The organism is Oscillibacter sp. KLE 1745, assembly GCF_000469445.2.
GTDB lineage: Bacteria > Bacillota > Clostridia > Oscillospirales > Oscillospiraceae > Oscillibacter > Oscillibacter welbionis.
In genome coordinates, this window is the sequence record NZ_KI271735.1 from 40477 (window position 1) to 53423 (window position 12947).

A 12947-nucleotide genomic window follows, 5' to 3' on the forward strand; every position below is an offset into this window, starting at 1 on the left:
TTTAAAAAAACATTCCAGCGAAAAGCCAGAAACCCCTATGACTGTATGGAATTGCGGTTCCTCCCAAAATTCAAAAAAGATCGAATTATTTTCCATGACGGAAACGGGGCCTCGATTATGTGAAAAAAATTGCAATTTTGTGTTCCAAAATTGGAACGAATTTTGAGTAGAGTGCTCCGAAATTGGAACTTGTGAAAACATAAGATTTATGATATAGTCATTTTTGTTAAAAACAAAGCAAAGATGATATGAGTTTTGACGATAAAAAGTGTAATTTCAAATTTGAAATTGCACAAAAGAGCAAAAGGCGAAGGGAGGTGTTCCATTTTTGGAGCAAAAGCAGGTGCGCTCGCAGTTTTCCCATGAGACCATGGAGGAACTGCGCAAGCGAGTTTTGGATTTGGAAGAACAGAACCGTGTCCTGGATGCTTTTATCGAGAACTCTACGGATGCCATCCAGATCTCAGACCGGAATCTGGTGACGCTGCGGATCAACCGGGCTTATGAGGTCCTCACCGGGATTCGGAGAGAGGAGTTAGTGGGGGTGCCGGTGGAGCAGTTGGTGAGAAACCATCTGATTTCCGAATCCTGCGGTGCTATCGTAGCAAAGACCAAAAAGCCACACACCATTGTGCAGACCTTCTATCGCACAGGGCGCAGTGCACATGTGTCCTGCACGCCGGTATTTGATAGCTGCGGTGAGATTGAATTCTATATCTGTAATGACCGGGATTTGGACGAAATCAGCTCTTTGCAGCAGGAGCTTGATAAGATCCGGGGACTGAATGACCAATATCTCCAGGAACTGGGGAGCATCAAGGCCCGGATGGGTGGCCAAAGCAAACTGATTGTGGCCGATAAGGAGATGCTGAAGGTGCTGGCCCTGGCCGCCCGGATAGCCAAGGTGGACTCTACCGCCCTTCTGCTGGGAGAAACCGGTGTAGGTAAGGATGAGATTGCCAGATTCATCCACCAGAACAGCGGGCGGTCCAACCGGCGGTTTGTTCCCATCAACTGCGCTGCCATCACAGAGTCTCTCTTTGAGAGCGAACTCTTTGGACATGAAGGCCATGCCTTCACCGGCGCTGGCAGCAAAGTGAAGCCAGGCCTTCTAGAGGCAGCAGATCACGGAACGCTGTTTCTGGATGAGGTCGGCGAGCTGTCTCTGAATATGCAGGCCAAACTGCTCCATGTGCTGCAGAACCGCTCTTTCATCCGCGTGGGCGGCAACGAACCCGTACAGGTGGACATCCGAGTGATCGCCGCTACTAACTGCGACTTGGAAGAGATGGTGCAGCAGAAACGCTTTCGGGAGGACCTGTATTACCGGCTGAATGTCATGCCGATCCATATTCCGCCGCTCCGGAAGCGAAAAAATGACATCATTCCTCTGGCTCAGCATTTTCTAGATTACTACAATCAAAAATACGACTTTCATCGGAAACTGTCCCCAGCAACCTGCTTTGCGTTGCTGAACTATCGGTGGGAAGGGAACGTCCGCCAGCTGAAAAACAGCATTGAGCAGGCGACCATCATCACGGATACAGACTTGATTCAGCCGGAGAGCCTGCCGATGAACGTGGCGGGTCCGGAGCCTGTTCAGGATGCTCCGGCAGAGGCGGGACTGAATGAGATGCTGGAGCGTATGGAGCTGCGGTATCTCCAGACATTCTACGAGCGGTACGGAAGTATCCGTAAGGCTGCGGAACGCCTGAAACTCCCGCCCACTACGTTCCTACGCCATTGGGAACGGCTACGGCAGAAATATGGAACCTCTTCAGCAGAAGGCAAAGAATGAGGATCTGACGAAATAAACATCCGCTAATGCAATGTGGATACTATGTATTCAAATTCCAAAATGCAATATGAAATGAGTTGGGCCACGGGATGCTTGGAATGCGGGCAACTCTATGTAAATGACACAGACCTTTGGACCCATGTGGGGAGCTGGGTAAAATCAGCGGGGCGGCTCTGTTGATTCTTTGTACAAGACCATCCGGGCTTTTTTGTGGGCAAGCATCTCGTCCAGCTATACGGCGGCTGCAGTTCTGGGCAGAAGCCCGGCCCCACTTGGGACGACCACGGGTTGGAGGACTGGAAGAAGCCCCCCTCTGTTTGGTATGTGAGCCGCTGTGTGGGGCGAATGGGGACGGGATAGCCGTGCCCCCCACAAAAGTCATCCTACGGCTGGGCGGAAGTGGGGAGTGGAAGTGCGAGATTGCCATGGAAACACATTTTTCCCCAGAATCGGGAGTGGCTCCACCAGTTGAAAGCATAGCGGGCGCCCTCCGGCCAGATCACAACCGCCCGCAGTACAGGCAGTTGCGGGAGTTTTCTAGGCGGCCGAAAGCAGGACCAAAAACAGAGGGATCGGCTCATCTTTAGGGTCACTTTTCTGGAATACTTAGAAGCACAAACAAAAAGTATGGGTCACCGCTGGGATGCACACAGCTTCCTAGAGCTATGCCCCACGCTTCCGGCAGGGACGTCCCATCAGGAAGTGCGGAACCGAAAGCAACGCTACGGATTCTGACCAGACAACCAAGTTGTTACTTTTCTGATAATAGATGCTGCATCCCCCGGCTATTGAGCCAGCGTCGTGATATGGTGTGTCGCTGATAGGAAGCGGCACTAGGCGAGTGGTTTGAAAACTACGCAAAGATTAAGGGTCGCTCCTCCCCCCACCAGACCTGCCGGGGGTACATCGATAACCATATCAAGCCGAATATCGGCAAAGTTCCGCTGGAAAAACTCACTTCTCTGGAGTTACAGAAGCTCTACAAGAAGCTGTTGACCAGCGGGAGAATTGACAGAGTAGAGAGCAGGCACGAGGCAAAGGGGCTGAGCCCCAAGACAGTGCGGAACATCTGCCGGATCATCGCCTCAGCCATGAAACTGGCAAAGAAGCAGAGAATCATCGTAGCAGATCCCGCCGAAGCTGGAACATCGGGAGATGAAAACACTGCCCATTGAACAGATGGACTCCTTCCTTAGAGAGGCCAGAGACAGCGGGGTATTCGAGATGTACTACGTGGAGTTGGCAACCGGTTTCCGGCGAGGCCAATTGCTCGGCCTGAAGTGGGAGGACATCGATTTCGAACATGACAACCTCCAGGTGAAACGGCAAATCGCCCGGATCAATGACGAAATCGTAAAAGCACACCGGAAAAGCAAGAACGCCTACCGGACGCTGCCGCAAGCGGAGGATACCATCCAGGTTCTGAAACAACAGAGGAAGAAAACCGTCAGCAGTCCCTGAGTGTTTCCCTCACCCACCGGCGGTCCCATCTCGCCGGATAGTTTGCTCCACCAGGTACTGAAACGAGCGGGGCTGCCTCGGGTCAGATTCCACGATCTCCGGCATACCTTCGCCACGCTGGCCTTCCAGAACGGCGTGGACACCAAGGTGGTGTCCGGGATACTGGGGTACTTCAGCGCGGGTTCACCCTGGACACTTATGCCCATGTCACAACAGCAGCCCAGAAGGAGGCAGCAAAAACCATGGAAAGGGTCCTGACGGCAACACTGTAAACAAAAAAATCTTCCCCGAAAGCGGAAAAGTCCGGAGGCGGTATTTCCGCCTCCGGGCGCGTTTTTTGACCCATCTGGGTCATGGTTTGGGTCACCCCGGTGTCCAGAAAATGGGGATGTCCAAAAAAGTTGCAAACGGGCAGAGAAAATCGCCGCTTTCCGGGTGGGAAGCAGCGATTTTATGGTTGCGGGGGCTAGACTTGAACCAATGACCTCCGGGTTATGAGTCACTAATCTAGTGGCCCGTAATCCGGAGGTCGTTTTTCTGTTTTTGCCTTTCATATCAGGCGATACAGCGCCCGACAGCAAAGCACGTTCCGTAGAGCCTGTGTGTCAGTTTTTTCCCTTTTAATTTTAACTATTTTATCCCACTTGCAAAATAACCGCAAACACGGATTTGGCCTTGATCTGCCGTGCTGATTCGAGGCAACTGCAATTACCAAAAACTGCACAACCATGTGGGAAGGCTTACCCCGCTTCGAACTAAGTAAGGATATTTCAAGAAATAAAGCGAAGCTATTCTTCTCATTTCTTGAGCCATGGAACTGGGCAGGGCAAGCACCACATCCAGCTATACGCCGTCTCAGTTCCGAGCAGAAACCTGGCCCAACTTTGGGGGACCAACAGCCCGAAGGACAGAAAAAATCCAGATCTTGTTTGGCCGTGTGAGCCTCTGTGTGTCCTTTGGACTGTTTGCCATTAGAAGAGAATTTGACCTGAACCAGAAACATGTGATATGATGCCTTAGTTTGGAATTGTCTGGGGAGAAGTGCGTGGCCGATGAGTTTGAAGTTGTTACCCACCACACGATTTAGGAAAAATTGAGTTTCCCGCAAAAAGCAGGGGATAGAGGACTGCTGTGGGAAGTCCGGAAGCCTGTTCAAAAAGCCCCACAGTACAGGGCAATGTCATTAAGTTAAGCGTTTTCCGAAGGAACGGCGCACAAAGTAGTAATTTATTTCGCACAAATTGGGGGAGACTTAAAAAGCGAAAGTTAAGAACAGGGGTGCCCCGGTTCTTAACTTAGTGACATTGCAGCACAGTTTTTTGAATCAGTATTTCCTGTTTTTTTGAACAAAAAGGCCACAATTCGACTTTTGCGTTCTCGGGACAGGCCAATTCCCAGACACTACGATTGCCACAGAGCGACAGGAACTTAAAGGGAGACTTGGAGTCAAAAACTTGGAACATACTAGCCATTCTTCATCTTGGTATTGCCAGGATTTGTCTCGTCATGCTATAATATATGTTAATTATAGTATACAGCGTTGCAGATTTGTTTTCGGTTTATGGTTTCTGAAATTTTCCAGATGAACTCCATCCGGAAGAATCTTTTGTGAAGAGGTTTTATCAGATATGTCTTACAAAAGACTGGTATATCAAGAGGTCGCGGCGCAGGGAAACTCTCTGGACCCTCTTCTCACTAATAAGCAGGAGTATGCGTATCAGTGGCTAAAAAGCTCGATTATTGAGAATAAAATCAAGCCGTCTACCCTGCTGGTTGAGCGGCATCTGAGTGAAATGCTGCATATTAGCCGGACCCCGGTCCGTACTGCACTTATGCGCCTGGCAGATGAGGGTTTTGTTGTGATCTCGCCCGGGCGAGGTATGGTGGTGGCGCCCCTATACAAACATGATGTCGTAGATGTGTACACCCTTCGGAAGGCCCTGGATGTTCTGGCAATTGAATTGTATATTGGACGTGCAACAAAGGCGTCCATTCAACAGATGGCAGATGCTTTTGATGCGATGGAAGAGGCTTATCATCTCGAAGATTACGCAGAAGTTGCCCAGCAAGACGAGGTCTTTCACGGTATTTATATTCACAACACGGGAAACGGCAGATTAGAGGCGATGCTGGATGGGCTGAAAGACCAGTCCAACCGGATGCGGCATCTCGTTCAAGAAGACCATACCCGCATCATGGCCTCCAGGCGGGAGCATCAGGCGATTTTAGAGGCCGTCGAGGCCAAAGATGTTGAGAAGGCATGTGAAGCTGTTCAACAACATATGATATCGACCATGGAGTACCATCTTCAAAAATTAAAAAATGATGAATCTGCCACATAATTGTGCGGATTTCAGGAAAATGCAGCCTGCTTCCATAAGGAAAGCAGGCGTATTTTTTTCTGATATATAAAAAGTCTGAATGCTGCGGAATCGCTTGAATCAGAAATAATACTAGGAATACCGAGATTCGGAGCAGAATACACATAAGAATTAGGACTGGGCATAGAAATTTGTTAAAAGTGTATATATTTTTTGATCCGAATGTTACAAAAAATAGAATTGATCCCCAGAGCCCATTAAGTATATTGACAAATTCATAAGCCGAATGGTATTCTTGGTATACCAAAAGAACCAAGTAAATTAAAGCGATATATGCGCAGGGAGGAATCAAAATGGTATACGGCACCAAGGGGACGATGCAGGTCGATTATGAAGACCGGATTGACTTTACACGAATGCGGGAGTACCGCGAGGGACGGATTCAGAAGCTCCTGGAAAAGTCTGACTTTTCCTGCCTGATTCTGTTTGCCACAGAGAACAAACGGTATGCAACATCCACGGCGGTAGCCTCTCCAGAAGTCGATAATATGGGAAGGTATGCCATTGTCCCCCGCGGCGGCAAACCTTATATTTTTGGATTCGGCTCCGAGGTCGCCAATGAGCGGATTAACTGCTCTTGGATTAAAAATCGGGCCTATCCCGCTCATACAACAATGTTTGGCGCTCTGCCTGCCAGCTGGGGCATGGATGGCGGACATCTGGATAAATTTGAGGCGGATCTCCGAATGGTGATGGAGGAAAATCATCTGGATCCAAAGGCCCCCATCGGTGTAGACAAGATCGACGGCCAGTTGATGGCGGAACTGACGAAGCGAGGTTATAAGCTGGGCGATGGCGAAGAAATCATGTGTGCCGCCCGTGAGATCAAAAACGAGGACGAGATCCAGATCATGATGCAGGCTGCCGCCAGTGTGGACGCAGCTTTCTATCAAATGGCCCGTGCGCTGCATCCCGGCGTGAAGGAGAATGAGTTGCAGGCAGTAGCCGCCGCAGAGCTGCATCGGCAGGGATCACAGTGGATACATAATATCCAGATGACCTCTGGCACCCGGGCACATCCCCACCCGCATCTGTCCTCTGATCGTGTGATCCAGCCTGGCGATATGGTATTTGCGGATCTCTGCACATTGTTCAATGGCTACCACACCTGTTATTACAGGACGTTGTGCTGCGGTGAACCCTCTGACCAGGCAAAGCGAGTGTATGACAGTGCCTATCAGATGTTGCTGGCCGGAATTGATAAATGTCGGGTAGGCAACACCACAGCAGATATCGTGAATGCATGGCCTGATTTCAAGCACTGGGGCTTTAAAAATGAAGGTGAGGCATTTGGCTTGGCATTTGGCCATGGATTGGGCGTATGCCTGTGGGAGCGGCCCATGATCGAGCGTAGCTTCTCTCTGGAGCATCCTGTGGAGCTGCAGGAAGGCATGGTCATCGCTGTGGAGACCTATGATGGCGAGGGGCATGTGGGCGCCCGCATCGAAGACGAGGTGGTCATCACCAAAGACGGCCCTCTGGTAATCTCCAAGTTCCCCAAAGATAAGCTTCTGGCCTGCCCTATTCTGTAAAGTCTTTCTTGTGTAGCTCTGGCACGGGTGTGCTGATATGTGATATTTAAGGAGGATCTTTTATGGCAAGCATTCAGGGAAAAGTTGCAATCGTAACCGGCTCTGCAAGAGGTATCGGCGCTGGTATTGCTGCCAGATTTGGTAAGGAAGGCGCAAAGGTTATCTGCCTGGACCGCAACCCTGCCGCGGAGACCGTGAACCACATCAAATCCAATGGCGGCGACGCTATGGCTATTCAGTGCGATATTTCTAAGCAGGCCAGTATTGAAGCCGCTGTTCGGCAGGTCTTGGATACTTATGGCACCATTGATATTCTTGTCAACTCCGCAGGTTTGTCCAAGATGGCATCTATCACAGATGCTACTGAGGCAGACTGGGATTACGTGAACAATGTCACTCTGAAGGGCACCTGGCTGATGATCAAAGGTGTAGCACCCACTATGAAAGCCAACAAAAGCGGCAAGATTATCAATATCGCCTCCATTTCCGGCTGCGTTGCCTTTGTGGATCAATCCATCTATTGCGCCGCCAAGGGCGGTGTGGTCAATATGACGCGTGAGCTGGGTGTCGAGCTGGCGCCTTTCGGCATCAATGTAAACGCGATCTGCCCCAGTGTTGTAGATACACCCCTGTTTATCGACATCAATTCTCCGCTGGAGGGTAAATTCCTTCAGGACTGCATTGACGGCCATCCCATTGGCCGGATCTCTACTCCGGATGACATTGCCGGCCCCGCCGTCTTTCTGGCCTCTGATGATGCCAGCTTTATCTGCGGTCACATTCTGATGGTTGACGGTGGCTGGACCGCAAAGTAATTGGCATCATCGTTTGGCGTGTTTTTGAACTTTGAAATTCCCGGGCATTTGTTTTAACAAATGCCCGGGACTAATAAGGAGGAGTTGCTGTCATGGCAAATCTGAAAATTGGCACCATCGGGCTCGGACGCCTGGGTTACCATCATACCAAAAACGTGACTCGGACATTTGGCGCGGAATTGGTAGCAGTTGCAGATGCTTTCCCAGATGCTTTAAAACGGGGTGAAACGGATTTCGGAGTAAAAGGTTATGCAGACTACCGTGATCTGATCAATGACCCTGAAGTGGAAGCCATTGTCATTGCAACGCCGACCCAGACTCACTATGAGGTATTGATGGCGGCAATTCCCAGCGGAAAGCCGATCTTCTGTGAAAAGCCCATTACCTTTGAGCTTGACGAGGCGGAGAAGATCTTAAAAGAAGTTGAACGATACAACGCCTTTGTCATGATCGGCTATATGCGCCGGTACGACCCTGCTTACATGGCCGGAAAAAAGATGATCGAAAGTGGCGAATGCGGTAAGCCCATCTATGTCCATGACTGCTGCAGAGATCCCAAAGGACCTCCCCCCAACTATGTCCCGCAGAGCGGCGGTCTGTTTGTGGATATGGGTGTACATGATTTGGACATCGTCCGCTGGATGATGGGCTGCGAGATCACGGAAATCTATTCTCGCGGCAGTGTACTGAAATACGACTTCCTCAATGAATTGAACGATGTGGATCATGGCCAGATGCTGCTGAAGTTCGAAAATGGTGCTCTGGGAATGATCGAGGTCTGCCGCAATGGCAATAATGTTTATGAATGCCGTACAGAGGTCGTTGGTAAGGAGAAGACCATTCTGGTTGGGCAGGACCGCCTGACCAATGTGACAATGATCGGAGACCGCAGCCGCACCACAGATATGTCTGACTGGGTTCTGGAACGCTTTAAGGATGCCTATGAAGGCGAATTGCAGGCATTTGTTGACTGCGTCCGGGCAGGCAACCCCTCTCCCGTAGACGCCTATGACGGGCTGGTCGGTATCAAACTGGCCCTGGCTGCCACCGAATCTTACCGCACAGATAAACCAGTACAACTAACTTATTGAAAAACAGAGTAAACCACAGAGAACTCACTGATACTACGCATAATATAAAAAGGTAGGCGAAATATCAGCGATGTTTACTGCTATCAGTATGGCTATATGCTTGCTGGTCGTCTTTGTCTATGTGGTCTATAAAACCAGACAGATCAATGTCAGCGGCAGTGACGGATACTTTCTGGCAGGCAGATCTCTGACAGGCGGCGTAATTTGTGCCACAATTCTGCTGACAAACCTCTCTACTGAGCAACTGGTAGGCCTGAGCGGACAGGTCTATTCCTCCAACATGGGTCCAATGGCCTGGGAAGCTCCTGCTTGTATCGGCGCAATCGGCTTAGCATTTATCTTCCTGCCCCACTATTTCCGGCAGGGTGTTATGACTGTCCCAGAGTTTTTAGAGACCAGATATGATGCAGGCGTCAAAAAGCTGGTTGCTTTTTTGCTGCTTGCCACATATTTGCTGACATTCCTGCCGACCGTACTTTATTCCGGCGCGCTGGTTTTTGAACAGATGTTCAATGTCGGCGAGATCCTGAATATCAGTCATTTCACTGCGGTTGCACTGGTCACGTTTATCTTGGGTTTGGTAGGGGCTTTTTATACCATTGTTGGCGGTGTTAAAGCCTCTGCCTCTGCGGATACCATTTATGGCATCCTCTTCGCGATCGGTGGCTGCGCCGTGCCGATTTTTGCCTTAATCTTCTTGGGAAACGGCAACTTTTTAGATGGCTTCCAAGCCCTTCTGTCCAGGGTCCCGGCTGAGAAATTTACCGCAATCAACTCAGCAACCGCTACTGCGCCCGAGGTCCCCTGGCCGATTTTGTTTACTGGCATGGTGTTTAACATGCTGTACTATTTTGGATGTAATCAATCCCTTGTACAGCGGGCTCTGGGAGGAAAAAGCCTGGCAGAAGCCCAGAAGGGCGCCCTGTTGTTCGGCCTGATTAAGGTGTTCTGTCCTCTGATCCTCTGCTCTACAGGACTGTTTGCCTATGCGATCTTTGGCGATACGATCGAAGTGGCTGATATGGCGTATCCTATGGTGGTTGCAGAAGTCCTACCTGCCCCCCTGCTGGGCTTTGTCGGAGCCGCTATTGTTGGCGCAATCCTGAGTTCCTATGCCGGTACACTGAACTCCTGTGTAACGTTGTACTCTCTAGAGTTTCATGAAAGCATTTTCAAAAAGAAGCTCAGCGACAAAGGGCTGGTCCGTGTAGGCCGAATCAGCGGTGTGATCATTGCAATCATTTCCATAGGCATTGCACCGTTCATCATGTATGCGCCTTCCGGCCTGTACGATTTTCTGCAAAGATTTTTTGGCACGTTCAATGCTCCTACACTGGCGGTTGTTCTGTATGCGATTTATTCCCGCAAGGTTACACCGCTGGCCGCAAAGGCTGCGTTCTGCGTACATATCCCCCTGTACTGGCTGGCGACGCTATTGCTGCCACAGGTCCATTACCTCTATTTCTTTGCGATTCTCTTCCCGTTTGATGTGTTGGTGATGTATGTTATCACCAAGCGGCACCCCCGAACAGAACTGATTGAGATTCAAGAAAAAGCACAGGTTGATATGACCCCCTGGAAATACGGCAAATTAGTTGCTGTTTTGTCGATTTTAGCACTGCTGGGCATGTACTTTGTTTTCTCTCCGCTGTGTTTAGCAAAGATATAATTTGTGCTAAATTTTACTTTCATTTTATCTCCTAATTGGAGATATTTCCGAAAATTATATGGCCCTGTGTTTTCAGCACAGGGCCATATAATTTTATACATCAGAAGCCGGTCCCACTTTGAGCAGTCAAAGGCCCCAGGGCGGTGAGACGCTCCCCCGTTTGGCTTTGTGAGCCGCTGTGTGCCCTCTTTCATCAGAGGGCACGCAACAGCATCTTCCCGCGTCCGCCCTTTTGGGGGCAGTTTGGACCTTATTTCAGGAATTTGAGGAGAACGAAAGAAAAGGCATTCGGCTATGGATTTATCAAGGATTAAAAATGCACTTATTTGAATAAGTTTATATTCAATAAATGTGCATAAAGGTGCGGCCCCACGCTGCATGGATCGGCCAGTGCCGTAGGATAAAGGCCATAGGCACGGGCGTCCTCTGGCCAGATTACAACTGCCCGCAGCACGGGCGGTTGCGGGAGTTTTTCAGGTGGCCGAAAGCACGAGCAAAAAGTATGGGTCACCGCTGGGATGCACACAGCTTCCTAGAGCTATGCCCCACGCTTCCGGCAGGGACGTCCCATCAGGAATTGCGGAACCGAAAGCAACGCTACGGATTCCGACCGGACAACCAAGTTGTTGCTTTTCTGGTAATAGATGACGTATCCCCCGGCTATTGAGCCAGCGTCATGATATGGTGTGTCGCTGATAGGAAGCGGCGCAGCTACATAAGAGCCCTGCACACACGGTTCTACCGGGAGCCGGAGCTTTGGAGTACCCGGGCGGCACTGGAACACACCTGCAGAAAAATCAAAGGAAGATTAGGGAGCAAGACCAGGAAATTCTGTTACAGCTGGCGGATCGGGAGAACGAACTGCGGGTGGAGACCTCCCTGGTACCTTTATCGCCGGGTTTCAGCTGGGCATGGGGATTGCTGGGGGACTGGAGCCCTATTCTTTCGAAGACGCGGAAGAAAAGCAAGCCACAGAGTGGGTGAAAACAGGGCGTCCCCACGTCAAAGATTGATATGGTATACAAAGAGAAAGAGCTGCCGCTGGCAGCTCTTTCTTAAATTTCTGATAACAGTAGCTGTAAGCCCTGGCTGTTTCTTTTTCTGTGGTATTGTGTGTCGTTGAAAGGGAGGCGGATGCCATGGCAAAGAAGCGAGCCAACGGTGAAGGTAATATCAGGAAAAGATGGCCGGTGGGAAGGGCGTTACACCGCTGGGCACGATCTGGAGACCGGAAAGGTGATCTACAAAAACGTCCTCGGCCGGACCCAGGCAGAGACAAAGGCCAAGCTAAAGGCGGCCATCTAGGAAACCAAGAGCTTGGACGTTACCAACATCGTGAAATACACAGCGGGTACTTGGATGGACAAGTGGTTCGAGAACTACTCAAAGATCAAAGCGAGACCATCCTCTCACCAGACCTGCCGGAGGTACATCGATAACCACATCAAGCCAAACATCGGGGAGATTTCACTGGAAAAGCTCACTTCTCTGGAGTTACAGAAATTCTACAAGAAGCTGCTGACCAGCGGGAGAATTGACAGGGTCGAGAGCAAAAATCAGGCAAAGGGTTTGAGTCCTAAGACGGTGCGGAACATCTGCCAGATCATTGCCTCGGCTATGAAACTGGCCAAAGAGCAACGGCTGATTGCAGCAGACCCTACAGAGGGCTGTGCCCTGCCGAAGCTGAAACGCAAGGAGATGAAAACGCTGCCCATTGAACAGCTGGCATCCTTCCTTAGAGATGCCAGAAACAGTAGGATATTCGAGATGTACTATGTGGAGCTGGCAGCAAGATTGAGAAGAGGCGAATTGCTTGGCCCGAAATGGGAAGGCATCGATTTCGAACACGGAAACCTTTGGATGAAACAGTAGATCGCCCGGATCAGCAGAAAAATCGTAGATGCCTCCCTGAAAACCAAGAAGGCCTACCGGACGCTTCCGGTGTCAGAGGACATCATCCGGGTTCTGAAACAACAGAAAAAAGAAATTGGCAGCAGTCCCTGGGTGTTTCCCTTACCTACTGACAGTCTAATCTTACCGGATAGCGTCCTGCATATACTCCACCCGGTGCTGAAGCGGGCGGGGTTGCCCAGAGTTCGATTCCACGACCTCCGGCACACGTTCGCTATGCTGGCACTTCAGAATGGGGTGGACATTAAGACGGTGTCCGGGATGCTGGGACATTTCAGCGCAGGCTTCA

8 protein-coding genes and 2 pseudogenes are annotated in these 12947 nt (G+C 50.3%); all 10 read left to right on the forward strand.

All coding sequences use genetic code 11. From position 1 onward, the window contains the following. Window positions 1-328: 328 nt before the first annotated feature. A complete protein-coding gene (locus HMPREF1546_RS11400) occupies window positions 329-1798 on the forward strand; it encodes a sigma-54-dependent Fis family transcriptional regulator (RefSeq protein WP_021749575.1) in 1470 nt (489 codons plus the stop codon). A gap of 848 nt (window positions 1799-2646) precedes the next feature. Further along, window positions 2647-2973: pseudogene (locus HMPREF1546_RS19660) on the forward strand (hypothetical protein); the annotation flags it as partial. A gap of 49 nt (window positions 2974-3022) precedes the next feature. Further along, window positions 3023-3517: pseudogene (locus tag HMPREF1546_RS19665) on the forward strand (site-specific integrase). A gap of 1370 nt (window positions 3518-4887) precedes the next feature. After that, window positions 4888-5601, forward strand: coding sequence for a GntR family transcriptional regulator (locus HMPREF1546_RS11415; protein ID WP_021749582.1), 714 nt, complete (start codon window positions 4888-4890; stop codon window positions 5599-5601). Between the two features lie 332 nt (window positions 5602-5933). Beyond that, window positions 5934-7172 (forward strand): Xaa-Pro peptidase family protein, encoded by a 1239-nt coding sequence (locus HMPREF1546_RS11420; RefSeq protein WP_021749583.1) that lies wholly within the window; start codon window positions 5934-5936, stop codon window positions 7170-7172. A gap of 62 nt (window positions 7173-7234) precedes the next feature. Beyond that, window positions 7235-7987 carry an SDR family NAD(P)-dependent oxidoreductase gene (locus HMPREF1546_RS11425; RefSeq protein ID WP_021749584.1) on the forward strand — a complete coding sequence of 251 codons (753 nt, stop codon included), beginning with the start codon at window positions 7235-7237 and terminating at the stop codon, window positions 7985-7987. 92 nt (window positions 7988-8079) lie between these two features. Continuing rightward, the gene (locus HMPREF1546_RS11430) at window positions 8080-9078 is read left to right on the forward strand and encodes a Gfo/Idh/MocA family oxidoreductase (RefSeq protein ID WP_021749585.1); all 999 of its coding nucleotides are present in this window, start codon (window positions 8080-8082) and stop codon (window positions 9076-9078) included. A gap of 70 nt (window positions 9079-9148) precedes the next feature. Next, window positions 9149-10747 (forward strand): solute:sodium symporter family transporter, encoded by a 1599-nt coding sequence (locus HMPREF1546_RS11435; RefSeq protein ID WP_021749586.1) that lies wholly within the window; start codon window positions 9149-9151, stop codon window positions 10745-10747. 1317 nt (window positions 10748-12064) lie between these two features. Next, window positions 12065-12619 carry a tyrosine recombinase XerC gene (gene xerC / locus HMPREF1546_RS19670; RefSeq protein WP_051320018.1) on the forward strand — a complete coding sequence of 185 codons (555 nt, stop codon included), beginning with the start codon at window positions 12065-12067 and terminating at the stop codon, window positions 12617-12619. Between the two features lie 69 nt (window positions 12620-12688). After that, on the forward strand, window positions 12689-12947 hold a 259-nt coding region (locus tag HMPREF1546_RS19675), incomplete at its 3' end, for a tyrosine-type recombinase/integrase (protein WP_021751957.1).

Excerpts from the sequence above, each read along its gene's own strand:
- HMPREF1546_RS11415 (WP_021749582.1), top strand. The coding sequence starts at position 4,888 with ATGTCTTACAAAAGACTGGTATATCAAGAGGTCGCGGCGCAGGGAAAC.
- HMPREF1546_RS11420 (WP_021749583.1), top strand. The coding sequence starts at position 5,934 with ATGGTATACGGCACCAAGGGGACGATGCAGGTCGATTATGAAGACCGG.
- HMPREF1546_RS11425 (WP_021749584.1), top strand. The coding sequence starts at position 7,235 with ATGGCAAGCATTCAGGGAAAAGTTGCAATCGTAACCGGCTCTGCAAGA.
- HMPREF1546_RS11430 (WP_021749585.1), top strand. The coding sequence starts at position 8,080 with ATGGCAAATCTGAAAATTGGCACCATCGGGCTCGGACGCCTGGGTTAC.
- HMPREF1546_RS11435 (WP_021749586.1), top strand. The coding sequence starts at position 9,149 with ATGTTTACTGCTATCAGTATGGCTATATGCTTGCTGGTCGTCTTTGTC.